The sequence below is a fragment of the Candidatus Methylobacter oryzae genome, assembly GCF_003994235.2.
Lineage (GTDB): Bacteria > Pseudomonadota > Gammaproteobacteria > Methylococcales > Methylomonadaceae > Methylobacter_A > Methylobacter_A oryzae.
Window position 1 is genome coordinate 14,879 of sequence record NZ_RYFG02000119.1, and the last position, 17,486, is coordinate 32,364.

10 protein-coding genes are annotated in these 17,486 nt (G+C 55.0%); 2 read left to right on the forward strand and 8 right to left on the reverse strand.

What is annotated here, in order from left to right:
* Window positions 1-74 precede the first annotated feature (74 nt).
* The 3 genes from tadA to guaB all read right to left on the reverse strand — a co-directional run bounded on the left by tadA (window position 75) and on the right by guaB (window position 3,820).
* Complete coding sequence (gene tadA / locus EKO24_RS19415; RefSeq protein WP_127030397.1) at window positions 75-536, reverse strand: tRNA adenosine(34) deaminase TadA; 462 nt, start codon at window positions 534-536, stop codon at window positions 75-77.
* Entirely contained in the window at window positions 527-2,113 is a 1,587-nt protein-coding gene (gene guaA, locus EKO24_RS19420; protein ID WP_127030396.1) for a glutamine-hydrolyzing GMP synthase, read from the reverse strand. Before guaA ends, tadA begins: the two co-directional genes overlap by 10 nt.
* 240 nt (window positions 2,114-2,353) lie before the next feature.
* Window positions 2,354-3,820 carry an IMP dehydrogenase gene (gene guaB, locus EKO24_RS19425; protein WP_127030395.1) on the reverse strand — a complete coding sequence of 489 codons (1,467 nt, stop codon included), beginning with the start codon at window positions 3,818-3,820 and terminating at the stop codon, window positions 2,354-2,356.
* A gap of 290 nt (window positions 3,821-4,110) precedes the next feature.
* Between guaB and EKO24_RS19430 the strand changes: the two genes are divergently transcribed.
* Window positions 4,111-4,695 carry a hypothetical protein gene (locus EKO24_RS19430; protein WP_127030394.1) on the forward strand — a complete coding sequence of 195 codons (585 nt, stop codon included), beginning with the start codon at window positions 4,111-4,113 and terminating at the stop codon, window positions 4,693-4,695.
* A gap of 225 nt (window positions 4,696-4,920) precedes the next feature.
* Here the strand turns inward: EKO24_RS19430 and EKO24_RS19440 are convergent, their stop codons facing one another.
* The 5 genes from EKO24_RS19440 to EKO24_RS19460 all read right to left on the reverse strand — a co-directional run bounded on the left by EKO24_RS19440 (window position 4,921) and on the right by EKO24_RS19460 (window position 15,827).
* Window positions 4,921-6,405, reverse strand: a complete 1,485-nt coding sequence (locus EKO24_RS19440; protein WP_338324025.1) for an efflux transporter outer membrane subunit — start codon at window positions 6,403-6,405, stop codon at window positions 4,921-4,923.
* Window positions 6,402-12,182 (reverse strand): non-ribosomal peptide synthetase, encoded by a 5,781-nt coding sequence (locus EKO24_RS19445; RefSeq protein ID WP_206667319.1) that lies wholly within the window; start codon window positions 12,180-12,182, stop codon window positions 6,402-6,404. Before EKO24_RS19445 ends, EKO24_RS19440 begins: the two co-directional genes overlap by 4 nt.
* Window positions 12,183-12,559: 377 nt before the next feature.
* Window positions 12,560-13,102 (reverse strand): FcoT family thioesterase, encoded by a 543-nt coding sequence (locus tag EKO24_RS19450; protein WP_241674716.1) that lies wholly within the window; start codon window positions 13,100-13,102, stop codon window positions 12,560-12,562.
* Window positions 13,099-13,998 (reverse strand): TauD/TfdA dioxygenase family protein, encoded by a 900-nt coding sequence (locus tag EKO24_RS19455; protein WP_127028855.1) that lies wholly within the window; start codon window positions 13,996-13,998, stop codon window positions 13,099-13,101. The genes EKO24_RS19450 and EKO24_RS19455 overlap by 4 nt, the downstream gene beginning before the upstream one ends.
* 242 nt (window positions 13,999-14,240) lie before the next feature.
* Window positions 14,241-15,827, reverse strand: a complete 1,587-nt coding sequence (locus EKO24_RS19460; protein ID WP_127028856.1) for a fatty acid--CoA ligase — start codon at window positions 15,825-15,827, stop codon at window positions 14,241-14,243.
* Window positions 15,828-16,462: 635 nt separating this feature from the next.
* Here EKO24_RS19460 and EKO24_RS19465 point away from each other — a divergent pair.
* Complete coding sequence (locus EKO24_RS19465; protein WP_127028857.1) at window positions 16,463-17,482, forward strand: HlyD family secretion protein; 1,020 nt, start codon at window positions 16,463-16,465, stop codon at window positions 17,480-17,482.
* Window positions 17,483-17,486 lie beyond the last annotated feature (4 nt).

Consider the following 17,486-nt stretch of genomic DNA (forward strand, 5'->3'; position numbering starts at 1 on the left):
GAAAAACACAAAAAGCACGAAAGGTCATTTGTAAAAATTTTCGTGATTTTCGTGCCTTTCGTGGCCAGACACCTTCACCGCCTGGCTTTGAAAAACCCTCTCAGCATTTCCGAACATTCCGTTTCCAGCACGCCGCCGTCCCAGTTGATCCGGTGATTTAAAAAGCTTGCGTCAGTCAGGCTCAGGGCATTGCACACCGCGCCCCGCTTAGGATCATAAGCGCCGAACACCAAGCGCTTGATCCGCGCATGACTCATCGCGCCCATGCACATCACGCAGGGCTCCAACGTCACATACAAGGTCGCATCGTTCAAACGGTAGTTTTCGACCTGAATGCCGGCGCCCCGCAATGCGACCACCTCGGCATGAGCGGTCGGATCATGGCTGGTTATCGGGATGTTCCAGCCTTCGGCGATACATCGGCCATCCTTGACTACGATAGCGCCAACCGGGACTTCGCCCTGTTGCTCGGCCCGTTGCGCCAGCCTGATAGCATAGCGCATCCATGCCTCATCCGTTGCGGGATCTATTCCCATTCAATCGTTGCGGGGGGCTTGCCGCTAATATCATAGGTAACACGGGAAATGCCGGACACTTCATTGATGATGCGCCGGGAAATCAGATCCAGGAATTCATACGGCAAATGCGCCCAACGAGCAGTCATAAAATCGATCGTTTCGACCGCACGTATCGCAACCACATAATCATAGCGGCGGCCGTCGCCCATTACGCCGACCGACTTGACCGGCAAAAACACTGCAAACGCCTGGCTGACTTTATCGTACAAATCATGGCGATACAGCTCTTCAATGAAAATCGCATCGGCCTGCCGCAATAAATCGGCATACTCCTTTTTCACTTCGCCCAAAATCCTGACGCCCAAGCCAGGGCCGGGGAACGGATGACGGAAAACCATATCCGCCGGCAGCCCCAGTTCTATGCCCAATTTCCTGACTTCGTCCTTGAACAATTCGCGTAACGGCTCAACCAATTGCAGAACCATATTTTCCGGCAAACCGCCGACATTGTGATGCGACTTGATCAAATGCGCCTTGCCGCTTTTGGAACCGGCCGACTCAATCACGTCGGGGTAAATCGTACCTTGCGCCAACCATTTTGCATCGGTGATTTTCGCGGCTTCCTCGTCGAAAATCTCGACAAACAGGCCGCCAATGATTTTGCGTTTTTGCTCAGGATCGGTGACGCCGCTTAAAGCGTCCAAATAACGCTGCTCCGCGTTGACCCGGATCACTTTGACGCCCATATGCTCGGCAAAAGTCGCCATGACCTGGTCGCCTTCGTGCAGACGCAGCAAGCCGGTATCGACAAAAACGCAGGTCAACTGGTCTGCAATGGCTTTATGCAGCAGCGCCGCGACAACCGACGAATCGACGCCGCCGGACAGTCCTAAAACCACATGATCGCTGCCGACCTTTTCGCGAACAGCCTGAATACTGTCTTCGATAATATTGCTGGCCGTCCACAGCGCTTCGCAACCGCAGATTTCCAGGACAAAGCGCGCCAAAATCCGCCCGCCTTGCTTGGTGTGCGTGACTTCGGGATGGAACTGCAAACCGTAAAAACTTTTTTCCTCGTTGGCGATACCGGCAATCGGCGCGCCGTCCGAACTGGCAATCAGCGTAAAACCGGGCGGCAAATCGACCACGCGGTCGCCGTGACTCATCCAGACGTCCAGCAAGCCAAAACCTTCCGGCGATATATGATCGTCGATATCGGTCAATAACTTAGAATGGCCGCGCGCCCTGATTTGCGCATAGCCGAATTCCCGGTGATTCGAGCCTTCAACCTTGCCGCCCAGTTGCTCGGCCATCGTTTGCAGACCGTAGCAAATCCCCAATACCGGAACGCCCAGCTCAAAAACAATCTGCGGCGCTCTTGGCGTATCGCCGCTGGTAACCGTCTCGGGACCGCCGGATAAAATAATGCCGTTCGGCGCAAACTTTTCGATTTGCCCGGCACCGCATTCGCAGGAATAAATTTCGCAATAAACGCCGATTTCGCGAATGCGGCGAGCAATTAATTGCGTGTATTGCGAGCCGAAATCCAAAATCAGGATTTTGTGGGTATGGATATTTGGGGATTGTTGATTCACGATAGAACTCTATAAATGTAGATCGAAGAAGGGGCTACCCACTGAAGGCGGGACATATGCAAAACTTGGAGGCCTAAATAATGGAACACGGATTAGACGGATTTACACTGATTTTCCAGTTATTCATCATGGTCTTTTTTTAACTAAAAAATCACCGGTTTATCCGTGATAATCAGCCAAATCCGTGTCATCCGTGTTCTATTTTTCTAAATGCCGAGCCGCTACGAACCTTGAACTCACTTACTCCATCCGATAATTAGGCGCTTCTTTGGTAATAGTCACATCATGCACATGGCTTTCGCGCATACCGGCGCTGGACACGCGTACAAACTGCGCTTTTTCATGCATCATCGCAATCGTTTGGCTACCGGTGTAACCCATGCTCGCGCGAATACCGCCCAACAGTTGATGAATAACCGCCAACAAACTGCCTTTATACGGCACCCGGCCTTCAATGCCTTCCGGCACCAATTTCTCGGCCGAATCGGTTTCTTCCTGGAAATAGCGGTCACTGGAACCTTGCTGTTGCGCCATCGCGCCCAAAGAGCCCATGCCGCGGTAAGATTTGTAAGACCGGCCCTGGAACAGCTCAATCTCGCCCGGCGCTTCCTCGGTGCCGGCAAACAGGCCGCCCAGCATGACCGAATAAGCACCGGCAGCCAGCGCCTTCGCGACATCGCCGGAATAGCGGATACCGCCGTCCGCAATCAACGGCACGCCGGTGCCTTTTAACGCATCGGCGACATTGCTGACTGCGGTAATTTGCGGCACGCCGACGCCGGCAATAATACGGGTAGTACAAATAGAACCGGGGCCGATGCCGACCTTAACGCCGTCGGCGCCCGCTTCAACCAAAGCCAAAGCCGCCGCTGCCGTGGCAATATTGCCGCCGATAACCTGCACTTGGGGATAGTTCTGCTTGACCCAACGCACCCTGTCCAACACGCCTTGAGAATGACCGTGAGCGGTATCGACGATAACCACATCCACACCGGCTGCAACCAGCGCGGCGACGCGCTCTTCGGTGCCGTGCCCGGTGCCGATTGCCGCGCCGACTCGCAACTGCTCGTGTTCGTCTTTACAAGCAGACGGATAATCCTTGGCTTTTTGTATATCTTTTACCGTAATCATGCCGCGCAAATGAAAGTCATCATTGACCACCAGCACTTTTTCGATACGATGCTTATGCAACAAAGCCACCGCTTCTTTACGGTCGGCGTTTTCACTGACCGTAACCAAACGCTCTTTCGGCGTCATGACTTTTGACACCGCCTCGTCAAAGCGCGTCTCAAAGCGCAAATCGCGGCTGGTCACAATGCCGACCAGCTCATCGCCGTCAACGACAGGCACACCGGAAATATTTTTCGAGCGGGTTAAATTGATAACGTCGCGAATGCTGACGTCCGGCGAAACCGTAATCGGATTTTTAATCACGCCGCTTTCGTATTTTTTAACGCTGAGCACTTCGCGCGCCTGCTGCTCGGCCGTCATATTTTTATGAATAATGCCGATACCGCCTTCCTGCGCAATCGCAATCGCCAAACGGGCTTCGGTCACCGTATCCATCGCCGCCGCAACCAGCGGAATATTCAGCGTAATGCCCCGCGTCAGCTGGGTTTTCAACTCTACATCGCGTGGCAGCACAGTCGAGTGCGCAGGCACTAATAAAACGTCATCGAACGTGAGCGCTTCCTGGAGAATTTGCATAGACCACACCTTTAACTCTGTGAAAAATAACCGCGTATTATACAGTGTGGGAGGGGTAGAGCGCGAGTGAAAGGCGTAATTTGTTGAATAATTGGGGGAGTTTTGTTTAGTTTATTTCTGCTTTCTCAGCAATACATCACAATGGCATATGTTCGGCAGACGTCTATGGCATCCATCTGTTGCCCGGCCTGCGATACTTATTTCCCCACCTACACCGCAGCTCAGTTAGCTATGCATTAAATTTTTCCCTATAATTGCCCGCTTTAATATTGATCTTAGGGAAAACAAACATGAAAAAACAACATCTACTAGCCGCTGTCACTCTGCCGTTGTTGCTGTTACTCGCAGGTTGCGAAGCGACTAACCCAACCAAGGAAGCTAATGCAGAACCTGTCGAAGCTGCGGCACTGAGCAACCCAGCCACGACTCCAGCTCCAGCCGTTGAACCTGCCGCATCGCCGGTACCGGAAGCGGAACATTGCGCCAAGCACCAACACGGCAGCGATCATAACTGCACCAAGCATTGCACGACGCACAAAGGCAAAATAGACAAAGAATGCAAAACCCATTGCTCACACAAGGCAGTTGCCGATCATAACTGCGAAAAACATTGCGCCGACCATAAAGGCAAGAAAGATAAAGTCTGCGCCGAACACTGCTCAAACGATCCTGCAGCCAAAGCCCATGCTTGCGGCACTGAACATTGTGCGCACCACGAAGCCGCGGCGGCCAAAAACTGCAATACCGAACATTGCTCAAAACACAACGCCTCGGCAGCACATGAATGTGGAGCCGAGCACTGCGCAAAACACGGCGGCAATATGGCTGACTGCTGCGGCACCGGTCAAAAATGCGACATGCCCAAGCATAAATAAAGCCCCGCTTTAATCTTACGATTTTTCGTAGCTTGACCGGACTTGAGCATAACAACGAAAGCTCCGCGAGTTAGACTTTCCAGGTTTTACGACTGCCATGGATGGCGGCCGAGACTGCTCCCGGCAGTCCTCGGCATTTCCTCCATCCATGGAGGTCAGAAGTGCCGGAGCCGCCGGGAGCGGCTCCAGTAAAAACCTGGAAGGTCTACACAATGCCCATCAATTTCATAGCGCCTTCTGCACCACTTCCGGCAATGCGGCATCCGCACCGCCTCCCAAAGTCTTGTAAAACGCGATCAGATTCGTCGAAGCCTCCGCTTCGGAGCGGGCCAGCTCAATTTCGGCCGCATACTGCGCGCGCTGAGCATCCAGCACATCAAGAAACGAGATCACGCCTTCCCGATAGCGCAATTCGGATAAGCGCACCGACTCCCGCTGATCCTCGACCGACTTACCCAATATCTGCCGCCTGACCTCTTCCTTAAGATAGCGCGTCAGCGCAGTTTCGGTATCGCGAAGCGCTTCGAGCACCGCTTTTTCATAAGCCAGATAGGCTTCGTTTTGCTTGGCTTCGGCCAAATCGATACCGGCACGGATGCGGCCGAAATTCAGCAGCGGCTGCATCAGGTTGGACGTCGTGCTGTAAGAAAAAGCCGCCGATTTGAACAGGCTTTCGATGTCGGTATTACGCAACCCCAAAAAAGCCGACAGCGATATTTTCGGGAACAACTCCGCAACGGCCGCGCCGTGCATGGCCGTCGCAGCCGCAAGCCTGCGTTCGGCAATCGCAAGATCGGGACGGTGGCGGATCGTCATCGCCGGGGACGCCAGCAATTCCCGGCCCGGCGCAACCGGCACCGCGCCCGTCTCCTCCAAGTCGGCAGCCAGCGCGCCGGGCTGCTTGCCTACCAGCATTTCCAATTGCCGTAACGCGGCGATCATCTGCGCTTCCAGAGCCGGAATCTGCGCCTCGGTGTCCTCGACCAGCGCCCGAGCCCTGACCACGTCATGCCGCGAACCGACGCCTTCATTGAACAAGCGCTCGGTCAGCTTCAAGGTGTGTTGTTGCGTTTGCAGGTTCGACCCGGTAATCCGCAGCTGGTTCTGCACGTTGCGGTATTCGACGTAAGCGCGCGCCAGTTCGGCCGTCAGCGTGACCAGCGCTTGAGCCTGCTCTTCATGAGCCGCATCCAGGTCGGCGCTGGCTGCTTCCAGACGGCGCTGTTGGCGGCCGAACAAATCGACTTCCCACAGCGCGTCGAAACCCAGCTCGAAAATGTTAAAGCTAAGGCCGCGCGAGTAGATCGGCGAAAGATTCAGGTTGCGCTGAGCGCCCGCCTTTACGCCAACCTGCGGAAACAGCTCGGCCCTAATCGAACGGCGGTCGGCGCGGGCCTGATCGACACGCGCCAAAGCTATTTTCAAGTCCAGGTTGCCGGCCAGCGCCAAATCCATCAAACGATTCAAGCGCGCATCGCCGAAACTCCGCCACCAAGACTTCAGTTTTTCCGGGCTTATCGGTTTTAAATCCAGGCCGTTTCCCTGTTCGGCCTGCCAGCGCTCCGGCACAATGGGTGTCGATGGCCGGTAATCGGGCCCCATCGTGCATCCGGCCAAAGCGCACAACAGCCATAAATATCCAATCTTATAGCCAAAGGCCATAAGTTTCGTTTGAGCAGACAAGCTGCTCAACTCAGCTTTAAATTTCATCGCAGTCCAATTTCCTTGATCCATGCCGAACAATAAGGCTCGGCGACGATGGAGAAATGCCCACCGCCGGCATGGACGACGTTAACGCCGTCGTAATAATCGTCCCAGCAATCCGGCTTCAGCCAACTCCGGCTTTCCTCGGCGATCACCAGCGTCGGCCGGCACGGCAATTTGCCGTGCGGATAGCGGTAATCGACGGCCAGCGAAGTCTCGACCACGTTCCACAAATCCAGGAAATAGCCGGGCGCGATGCCCATTGCCGCGTGCAGCAATTTCGCCAATCCGCTTTTCCAGGCTGGATAGGGGTTGCCGTCCAAAATAGCTTCGATAGCCGCCGCTTGGCCGGAAAACTCGCTGCCGGCATTGTCAAAAATCATCCGGCAAAAGCCGACGACCGCCGGCTTGTCGAGCTGCTTCGGCCAGTTCGCGACGCCGCAGTCTATCAGCACCAGCGCGTCGACCGAGATTTCACTGTGCTGCAATTGCTTGAGCATTTCGTAGGCGACGGTGCCGCCGTAACTGTGGGCATAAAGCTTGATTGCGCCGCGCGCTTTAATGCCCCGGATCAGCGCGATATTGTGCGCGGCCATGTCCTCGACCGAAGCGGCCGCCACGCTTCCGTTGTAGCCTTGCATTTGCAGGCCGTACACCGGGCCGCAACCGCCGATCAGGGCGGCTAGCTGGTGATAGCCGTCGCTTAATCCCGGCATGCCCGGAACGATGAACGTCGGGATGCTGTCGCGCAAATTCGCGACATAAGGCGAAGCTCCCGGTTTATCGCCGACGTCGCCGATGCGTCCGGCCAGTTCGCGCACGGTCGGACATTGGATGATGTCGGTAATGCCGATTCGCGACGACGGCAGTTGCCGGTTGATCTCGTGGACCAACTGTATCGACAGCAGCGAGTGGCCGCCAAGCTCGAAAAAGTTGTCGTTGAGCCCGACCCGGTCCAGCGCCAGCACGTCTTCCCATATCCGCGCCAGTTGCCGTTCGACCGGCGTTTGCGGCGCGGCATAATGTTCGCCGGCGTCGAATTCCGGCTTCATCCGTTGCAACTGTTTACGGTCGATCTTGCCGTTGGCTGTCAGCGGCAGGGCTTGCAAGCAAACAAACGCGGCAGGAACCATGTAGTCGGGCAGGCAGCGGCGCAACGGCTCGCGCAACGCTTCGGCGTCTACTCCTGCCGCATCGCTCGCGTAATACGCGACCAAACGCTCGCCGGCAACGACAACGGCCGCGCTTGTCACGCCCGGCAGCGCGGCCAGCGCATTTTCAATTTCTCCCAACTCGACCCGGAAACCGCGAATCTTGACCTGGTCGTCGGTCCGGCCCAGGTAGGCGATCGTGCCGTCCGGCAGCCAGCGCGCCAGATCGCCGGTTTTATAGAGCTTGCCGGGCGCGTAGGGATTGTCGATGAACTTTTCGGCGGTCAGCTCCGGATTGTTCAGGTAGCCCAGCGCCAGCCCTTCCCCGCCGATATGCAGTTCCCCGGCAACGCCTATCGGCTGCAATTCAAGGTGCTTGCCCAACACGTATAACCGGGTGTTGGCGACCGGTTTACCGATGCTCAGGCGCCGCCCGCCGCCTAGTTCGGCGATGGCGGCATTGACGGTGCATTCGGTCGGGCCGTAGGCATTGAATATCCTGACGCCGCGATTTTGCACGGCTTGCAGCGTCGCGTCCGGCAGGGCTTCGCCGCCGAAGGAGATCAAGCGCAATTGGCTGAATAGCCGCTGTTGCCGTTCCGGTTCCAGCGCGGCGATCACGCTGTAAAACTGTGGCGGCAGGTTAAGTATCGACACGCCGTTATCGACGACGAGCCGGTAAAAATTGTCCACTTCAATATCGTCGTCCCGGCGAATCACGACGCCTGCGCCGGCCAGCAGGTACGGAAAGATTTCCTCGACCGACATATCGAAACTCAGCGAAGCGAACTGCAAAATCCTGTCTCGCTCGGTGATGCCGTATTGCTCCGTCATCGCGTGACAAAGATTTAGCAAAGACCGTTGCGAGATGACCACGCCTTTCGGTTTGCCGGTGCTGCCGGACGTGTAGATTACGTAAGCCGGATGTTGCGGTCCGGCCTCGCGGCGCAGCTCGGTATCGGAAGCCGGGACAGGCCGATCCACGGCCAAGGTCCGGCAACCGTAAACCTCCAGCGCCGGTTGCAAATGAGCCTGGGTCAGCAGCATGCCGACGTTGCCGTCGTTCAGCATGTAACGGATTCTGTCCTCGCCGTTGTGCGGGTCTATCGGCAGGTACGCAGCGCCGGAGCCTAGCACGCCCAGCACCGCAACAATCATGTCCGCCGATCTGTCCATGCATACCGCGATCAGTTTATCCGCACCGATTCCCCCGGCTTGCAGATAGACAGCCAATTGCCGGCTGCGTTCGGCCAATTCCGCATAACTCAGCGCTTGACCGGCGAATATCACAGCCGTGTTGTCAGGGAATTGAGCAGCGCCGGCCTCGAACAGTTCGTAAAAACTACTTTGTCCGGCAAACTCGGCGGCGGTATCGTTGAAATCTTCGAGCAGCAGGCTTAGTTCTTGGTCCGGCAGGCAATCGTAATCGGCTATGCGCCTGCCGGGATCTTCGCTAATCGCCGCAATCAACGTTTCCAGGTAGCCAAGATGGCGCCTGACCGTGTCGGCCTCGAACAGGTTGCGCTGGTATTTCAGGTGCAGTTCGACCTTATCGCGGAAGTCGTAAACTTCCAGCATGTAGCTGTCCATCGTTTGCTGGTAAACGTCGTAGCACAGCTCGACGCTGCCGAGCTGCTGTTCGGATTCGAGTATGCTGTCGAAAATGTTTTGATAAGTGAACGATACCGAAAACGGCACGTCGCTTTGGTTCAACAGCGTCAATCCCAACTCTGGCATTAAGCGGGCAAACGGGTAATGAGAGTGATCCAAGCTTTCGGCAAGATTCGATCCGATCTGTTTGACCAGTTGCAAAAAGCTGTCGTCCTCGCGGATTTGCGTCCTGATGATCATCAGGTTGATGTAGCAGCCGAGCGTATTTTCGTGGCGCAGCAACGGCCTGCCTGCCGCCGGCATATTCACTGCAATGTCGTCCGCGGCGCTGAGCCGGTGGATCAGCAGATTGAATACGCCCAACAATAAGGCCGACAGGTTTTGGTTCAGCGTGGCGCCGAGATATTTCAAAGCGGCCAGCGTCGCCCTGTCCAGCGTCAACGTTTCGCAGCCCATGCCTTGTTCGGCTAAACCGGGTTGCGGCAATGTATCGTAAGGCAGCGCGATGGACGCCGATACACCGTCCAGCCGCTCTTTCCACCAGGCCAGGTCGGCTTCGGCCCGTGGACTGTCCAGATAGGCGCGCTCCCAAGCGATGAAATCGAAAAAAGCCGTATCCGGCGTTTGTTTATTAACGGTCTTGCCAGCGGCCAGCGCATGGTATTTACCCCAAAATTCGTTCGCGAACAACATGCCGGAAAAGCCGTCGATGACGATGTGGTGTATAACGAAGAACGCGTAATAGCGCTGGTCGTCCGGGCATTCCACGGTATATAGACGTAGCGGCGGATCGGTTTCCAGATTGAACGACCGGTGCAGCAATTGGCGCAAAAATGCTGAAAGCGGTTGATCGCAGGACAGGCAAAGATGCTCAATCGCCAAGTTGCCGGCGGCCGTGCCGACTGTTTGCACGATGTTTTCCTGAAATGACTTATACCCAGAGGGCATAAGTTTCGTTTGAGCGGACAAGCCGCTCAACTCAGCTTTAAAACGGCAGCGCAGCAGCGGACGCTCTTCCAGCACGGCAAGCAGGGCTTCGCACAGGCAATCGGGGTCGGCCGGGGCTTTGAGCCGGAAAATCAGCGGCACGTTAAAAGCGGTAGATTCTGGAAAAGTTTGCTGTATATACCACAAGCCTTTTTGGGTTTCCGATAGCGGTTGCGGCCCGGCTGGAACGATTGCCGGCGTTTGCGGCGCAGTCCGGTTCGAGCCGGGCGTTTGCCGCGCCAATAAATCGAAAAATTCGCCGAAATTGTTCGCGCCCATGGCCTGGGCGACTTTGATCGACAAGCCCAGCCTTTCGTTCAGGCGCTTGATGAATTGCACCACCTGTATCGAATCGAAGCCGTAATGCACCGGAGATAAAGTACGGTCTATTTCCGTCAAATCGATGCCGAACACGTCGGCGACCAGATCCGCCAGCGCTGCTTCGACAGCACCGCTCAAACCGGCAGTTTGCGTTGCTTCGCTTGACCGTTGGCTAACAACCGTGGCGGCATCATCTAGCGTTTGTCCGCAATATTCTTCCAGCACGATATGCGCGTTGACGCCGCCGATTGCGTAACTGTTCAGAGCGACCCGGCGCGGCCCGGCGCTGTGCTGCCAGTCCGTGGATTGGTTTTGCAGGATCAGCGCATGATCGGCCGGCAACTCGCGATTGATTTCACCGAGCCCGGCAATGCCCGGTATTGCCCTGTGTTCCAGCGCTTTGACGGCCTTGATCAGCGAAGCCATGCCCGACGCGACTTCAGGATGGCCGATGCTGGGCTTGACGCTGCCGACAAACCAGTTTTTATCCGGATTCGCGCTCAGCAGCCGGTAAACATCGCTGATCGTCGTTAATTCCAATGCGTCGGCCAGCGTATTGCCGATGCCGTGGGCTTCGACATAATCTATCGTATCGGTGCCGATGCCGGCCTGGCTGATGCTGGCGATTATCGCCTGCTTTAGCCCCTGCACGTTCGGGGCTTCCAGCGAATAACCGCGGCCACCGTGATGTATCGCACTGCTTTTGACGATTGCCAAAATCCGGTTGCCGTCGGCCAGGGCGCGTTCCAACGACTTCAGCATCGCAACCCCCGCGCCTTCGCTACGGACAAAACCGTCGGCATCTTCGCTGAAACTGCGTGTCAGATTACCGCGGGTCAGCAACGCGTCGTAAAAGCCTTGCCGCGCCAGCGAAGCGAATTCGTCGGCATCGATCAGGTTGACCGCGCCGACAATAGCTTGTTCGCATTCGCCGGAACGGATGCTTTGCACGGCATGATGCAGCGCGACGTGGACGCTGGTACAAAAGGTATTGATCACTTCGCTGGGGCCTTTCAGGTCGAGTTGAAAGGATAATTGGTTGGCAATCGGGACGCGATAGGGCTGGCAGTTGGAGCAATCCGCGAACGATTGCGCGGCGATGAAAACGCCGGTCATCGGCATTTGCCTGCTGATTCGGTAATCGTCCTGAACTTGGCCAATGAGGCGGGCCAGAAGTTGCAATTGACGCTCGGCAATGCTGGCGTCTATGCCGTCGTCGATGCGGCCGTATCCGAATGCGAGTTCCGGTATCTCATGGCCTGACTGTAGGCATTCGCCGCTCATCGCTTTGCGCCATAGCAATTCCGCGCTGTCGGCGCCGGGAAAGCATCCGGCCAAACCGATAATCGCAATCGGCTGCGCCCCGGAAGGCAAACGTTGCCGCGTACCGGCCACGGCTTGCTTGGCTTGCATTTGCTCCAGCGGCAGGATGTCGTCGATTAAGTAATCGACCAGTAAATCCAGGCTCGGACGGTCGAATAACAAGGTCGTGCGCAACGAACAGCCCAAGCTCGATTCCAGTTTGGTCTTGAATTCGACCGCTTGTAGCGAATCGGTGCCGAGTTCGATGAAGCTTTGCGTGGGCGCGATGTCTTCCGGTCCGTCCATGCCGAGAAAATCGGCCAATAATTCGCGAATATAGCGGTTCAGGATAGGTTTTCTTTGGTCCGCTTGGGCTTGTTGCAGGGTGGTGATAATCGAGCTGGAATGCATAATTTGTAGTGAAAAACCGAGGCGATAAAAAACGTCGATGTTGGGCAAGCGGGCGAGTGCGGGACGGGCATTTAGTAAGCGCTAGTTCCATTTCACAAGATGCTGTTCCTTACCTGCGTTAGGCGGGAAACATGCTGATAGCAGACCTTCCAGGTTTTGGAAACCTGGAAGGTCTAACTCGCGCAACGCTCAACGGAGCAGCAGGTTTTCGGCCTACGTCGAAATGTGAATAACGGCGAGAGCTGGAACTTGGGAACCAGCATAAAATTCAGTTAGCAGACACCCTTCGACAAACTCAAAAAAATCGCCGCCCATTTTCCGTTCCTGAAACTTGGGAGTCATTCCAGGTTTTGGAAAATGGGCGACGTGTTCGGTGCTTACGGCGCCAGTACAGCGAGTGTTACTTCTCCTGTGCTTCTGCCGTCGCCATCATCGTGAAAATGGCAATAGGTTTTGATGAACGTGCATTTTGACGTTTTCTTAATCGCATTGATGCCGTAAGTGCCGTAAAAATGCTTCGCGTTCAGCTGGCTTTGATAGCTCGAAGCCAGCTTTGCGATCAACACGTTCGGCAACTGCTTTTCATAGAACGTATCCATATCGTAATCGTCCGATAGTTCCGGTATCAGCGCATTTTTAATGCAGTGCGCCATATGCACGTAACAAATCTGGTTGAAGCAGATATTGTATTCGACCGCGTTAAAATGCCCGGTGTCGTCGATATAGCAAGACTCCGGTATAGCAAATTCCCCATTCATGATCAGGCTTTGCGGTTCAAGGCTGTCTGTCTGCTGAAACGACGCGTGTTTCAGGTAGCGGCTGTGCTCGTAATAAGGTTGCAACACTTTGCCGACAAAGCCGTCGTCAATCGTTGAAACACGAATGCTGTCGCGTGGATCGACCATCCTTAACGTATTCATGGCTCAATCCCTACATAAAAAGGTAAATTGTCATACACGCCGATGCGGTACATCCTGCTGACTTCGCCGGCTTTGGCCTTGGAGCCTTTATGAATCAACGAGCGGTTGTCCCAGATCAGTAAATCGCCCTCCTCCCAGAAATGCGTGTGTATGAATTTCGGTTGCTCGATGAACTCGAATAAGGCTTGCATGACCCGCTCGTTTTCTTCGAAAGACAGCCCTTCGAGTTTGCTGGTAAAACCACTGCTGATATAAAGGATTTCTTCGCCGGTCACCGGATGCTGAATGATCGCCGGGTGGGACATTGGCGGGCATTCGGCTTTGAAGTTCTCGATCAGTTCAGTAATCGAACGGTCAATGTCGCATTCCTGAACCTTGTAACGCGGCCAGGCTTCCTGCACCGCCCTTGCGCCATCGACATAAGCCCTCAATTCATCGGAAAGTTCCCGGTAAACGCGCGCCATATCGATATACGATGTTTCCCTGGCCGATTTCGGGAAAATCAAAGGCCGCACCATCGTAAACGACAGCGGATGTTTCTCGAACGAACAATCGGTATGCCAGTAACGTCCCGTACCGGAAACGCCGAATTTCTTGCCGTCTTCGTTCAGGTTGTTGGAAACGAAAATCTCGGGATAATCCGGATGATGATAATTCTGTTGAAAATAGACCTGGGGCCGGCCTATTGCATGGGCAAAATCCACATATTGCTGCTCGTCCAAGTCGTGTTGATCGCGAATGACGACCACTTTGTTCCGGTAGATCAACTGCCGGAGCGTTTCCATTTCGGGAGAATCCTTGGTGAAATCCCTAACATCCCAGCCTATTACCTCGGCGCCGATTTTCCCCGGCACCGCTTCGATAATCGATACTTTTTCTTCTAACACTGCATTCATTCTTGATTACTCCTTGCTTGGATTGTGGGTTAGCAACTACTCAGCGTATGCTCAAATAGAACACGGATGACACAGATAGGACGGATAAACACGGATTTAAAGCTGAGTTGATCGGTTTGTCCGCTCAAACGAAACTTATGTCCTTTGGGTATAAAACCGGGGGCGGACTAAAAATCCGTGTAAATCCGTCCTATCTGTGTCCTCCGTGTTCCATTTTTCTATGTGCTGAATAGTCACGTGAGTTAACTAACTTGTCTGTCCCGGTCTTGCCAAAACGGAGCTCTCAGCACCCGTTTAAGGACTTTGCCGCTCGGATTTCTCGGCAAGGCGTCGACAAACGTTATGGATTTGGGCACTTTGAAATCCGCGATACGGCTTCTGGCAAAATCGATCAACTCGCGTTGCTTGATTTCGCCGCCCTGCCGCGGCACGACAAAGGCTTTTACGACTTCCCCCCATCTCTCATCGGGGATTCCTATCACAGCGACTTCGGCAACCGCCTGATGTTCGCTCAATACCGCTTCAATTTCGGCAGGAAACAAGTTCTCTCCCGCATAGATAATCATGTCCTTGATCCTGTCGCAGACATAGACGTAGCCTTCTTCGTCCATATAACCTACGTCGCCGGTACGCACCCAGCCGCCGTCCAATGTTTGCGCGGTGGCCGATTCGTTGTTCCAGTAACCCAGCATGTTGGCCGGGGATTTAATGCAAATTTCGCCGCTGCGCATCGCCGGCAAAGTGCGGCGCCCGTCGACGATTTTGACTTCGACGCCGGGAAACGGCCGGCCCGCGGCTTTCATCCGCGGACTGCCCGCTGGATCGTGGTCGGACGGGCGCAGGCAGACCGCGCAGTTACCGGTCTCGGTCAAGCCGTAGATCTGGAAAAAATCGCAACCGAACGTTTCCATGGCCTTGCGCAACAGCGATGGGGCAATCGGCGAGCCGCCGTAAACAAGGCTCTTGAATGACGAAAAATCGGTCTGCGCACAGCCGGGTTCCGCCAGCATCAATTGAATCATCGACGGCACCAGCACCGCTTTGCTGACTTTGTGCCGCTCGATTAACTGCAACGCCTGCCAGGCCACGAAAGTATCGACGATGATGCCGGCAGCGCCGACCGCATAACCTTGCATCGCCCACCAGAGTCCGCCGATATGGAATTGCGGCAGCGATAACAGCAGGATGTCGTCCGGATTCAGCGACATCCACGGATCGCCGGACGCCAGAATGCCTTGCATCAGCCTGAAAAAACTGTAATTCGCAAGTTGCACGCCTTTCGGCCGCCCGGTGGTGCCGCTGGAATACATTTGCACGGCGACGTCGTTGGCGTCGTATTCGAAATCCGGCTGGGCTTTTGGCTGAGCGGCTTTCCACGCCTCGTAACCAGGCCAGTCCGGATGGCCGCCGTCCAGGGCGACGATGGTCTTAATGGTGGTCAGTTGCGGCAACAGATCTTCCACGACCGGAAAAAACGTCTGCGCTACGAACAACACTTCGGTTTCGGCGTCGTTCAATATATATAGCAACTCCGGTGGAGCGAGCCGCCAATTCAGGTCAACCAATACCGCTTTGACCTTGGCGCAGCCGAACAGAATCTCATAATGGGCAATGGTATCCTTACCCAATATCGCTACCCTGGAACCCGGTGTAACGCCTGTCGCAGTCAAGCCGTGGCCGACTTGGTTGCTGCTTAGATCGAGTTGTTGGAATGTCCGGCTATCATCGCCCGCTATAAAGGCAACGGCATCCGGCCGCGTTTTGGCTTGCCCGATACACATCCCGGCAAGGGTCTGAAACTGATTGGATTGCGTGGTGGAAAAAGTCATTCTTATCGGCCCGTACTGGTGGGAAATGGATAGTGCTTAACCAGCTAAAGCAATGTCCGGGCCAATCGTTAATTCAGATTTGTTTTTGCCGGCGGATAAACCAGCCTATATTCAGCATTGCCGGCACTTGCAGCGGTTATAATTTTTTTCGCCGGGCATCAGCCAAACCGTTTTATCGGGAAAATTTTCAGAAAGTTTATCGGTTTTCAGCAGACAAATAGGGTATGTGCCTCACTTAATTTGAGCGATTTGCCTGTCCGCCATATATTACGCTAATAAAACAAAGACTTATGATGAAATTAACAGTTTTTAATGCGGCATATGACTTGTTTCTGGGATGAGTGGGCCGTAGTAAAATAATGCGATGTAGGCTTTTCCGAGAGAGCACTTAATCGCAACTGTAAGCCGGATTGTATATCAGTGTCCGGGCCTAAACTTTCAGTTTTACTTGCACTCCAAATACCTGATAACTGGATTACTTAACGATGATTAATCCGGATCTACCGCAATAAAAAACCATGCAATAAAGCTGAGTTGAGCAGCTTGCCTACTCAAACGAAACTTATGCCCTTTGGGTATAAATAAAATCCAAAACATTCGGCCCCGTCCACACTCTAAATAAGACAACAAAAAACATGCGCTTCCCCCCCAAAACAATCCTGATTCTTCTAATACTAATATCTGCAATAGCGGCCGGAACCGCATACTGGCTCAACGCGATCCACCCTTTCGAAACCACCGACAACACTTACCTCAAATCGCACCCGAGCCTAATCAGCCCCAAGGAAACGGGCTACGTCAAAGAAGTGCTGTTCGACGATAACCGGAAAGTGATGCCGGGCGATCTGCTCGTTGTAATCGACGACCACGACTTCCAGGCCAGGGCCGCCCAGGCGGAAGCGCAGGTCTTGCTGGAAACGGCGCATATCCGGACGCTGGAAACCGACAAACGCACGCAGAGCGCCAAGATCCGTCAGCAAGACGCCAACATCGCCGCCGCAGAAGCCGATCTGGAACGGGCCGTCAAAGACGTCAAGCGTTTCGGCAACCTCGCGGCGGACGGTGCCGTATCGGCGCAAACCCGCGATACCGCCGAATCCGCGCATAAACAGGCTGCCGCCCAGAGCGAAAAAGCCCACTCGGCGCGGCAGGAAGCGGAAAGCCAACTGGCTTCGCTGGATGCGCAAATCGTCGAAACCAGGGCTAGGCTGAAAGCCGCCCAGGCCGTGCTGGAGCTGGCGCGGATCAATTTGACCAATACCCGCATCGTCGCCCCTATCGCCGGTATCATCGGCAATCGTAGCGTGCAGGTCGGGCAACTGGTCAAACCCGGCACCGTGCTGGCCTACCTGATCCCGAGCGACGGCCTGTTCGTCGAAGCGAATTTCAAGGAAAGCCAGATTGGCCGCATGCAGCCGGGCCAACCGGTGGACATCCTGGTCGATGCTTACCCCGACACCCGGTTTGAAGGCACCGTAGACAGCTTCGCGCCGGCCTCCGGTTCCGAATTCAGCCTGCTACCGCCGGAAAACGCGACCGGCAACTTCACCAAGATCGTGCGGCGCGTGCCGGTAAAAATCCGCTTTAAACCCGGTACCGACCTGAGCCGCCTGAAGCCGGGGCTGTCCACGGTGGTCAAGGTCAGGGTCGGGTAGACGG

Bases quoted from the DNA above. Each gene is read 5' to 3' on its own strand.
- EKO24_RS19460 (WP_127028856.1), bottom strand. From the start codon at position 15,827: ATGACTTTTTCCACCACGCAATCCAATCAGTTTCAGACCCTTGCCGGG.
- EKO24_RS19440 (WP_338324025.1), bottom strand. From the start codon at position 6,405: ATGAAATTTAAAGCTGAGTTGAGCAGCTTGTCTGCTCAAACGAAACTT.
- EKO24_RS19445 (WP_206667319.1), bottom strand. From the start codon at position 12,182: ATGCATTCCAGCTCGATTATCACCACCCTGCAACAAGCCCAAGCGGAC.
- EKO24_RS19450 (WP_241674716.1), bottom strand. From the start codon at position 13,102: ATGAATACGTTAAGGATGGTCGATCCACGCGACAGCATTCGTGTTTCA.
- EKO24_RS19430 (WP_127030394.1), top strand. From the start codon at position 4,111: ATGAAAAAACAACATCTACTAGCCGCTGTCACTCTGCCGTTGTTGCTG.
- tadA (WP_127030397.1), bottom strand. From the start codon at position 536: ATGGGAATAGATCCCGCAACGGATGAGGCATGGATGCGCTATGCTATC.
- EKO24_RS19465 (WP_127028857.1), top strand. From the start codon at position 16,463: ATGCGCTTCCCCCCCAAAACAATCCTGATTCTTCTAATACTAATATCT.
- EKO24_RS19455 (WP_127028855.1), bottom strand. From the start codon at position 13,998: ATGAATGCAGTGTTAGAAGAAAAAGTATCGATTATCGAAGCGGTGCCG.
- guaB (WP_127030395.1), bottom strand. From the start codon at position 3,820: ATGCAAATTCTCCAGGAAGCGCTCACGTTCGATGACGTTTTATTAGTG.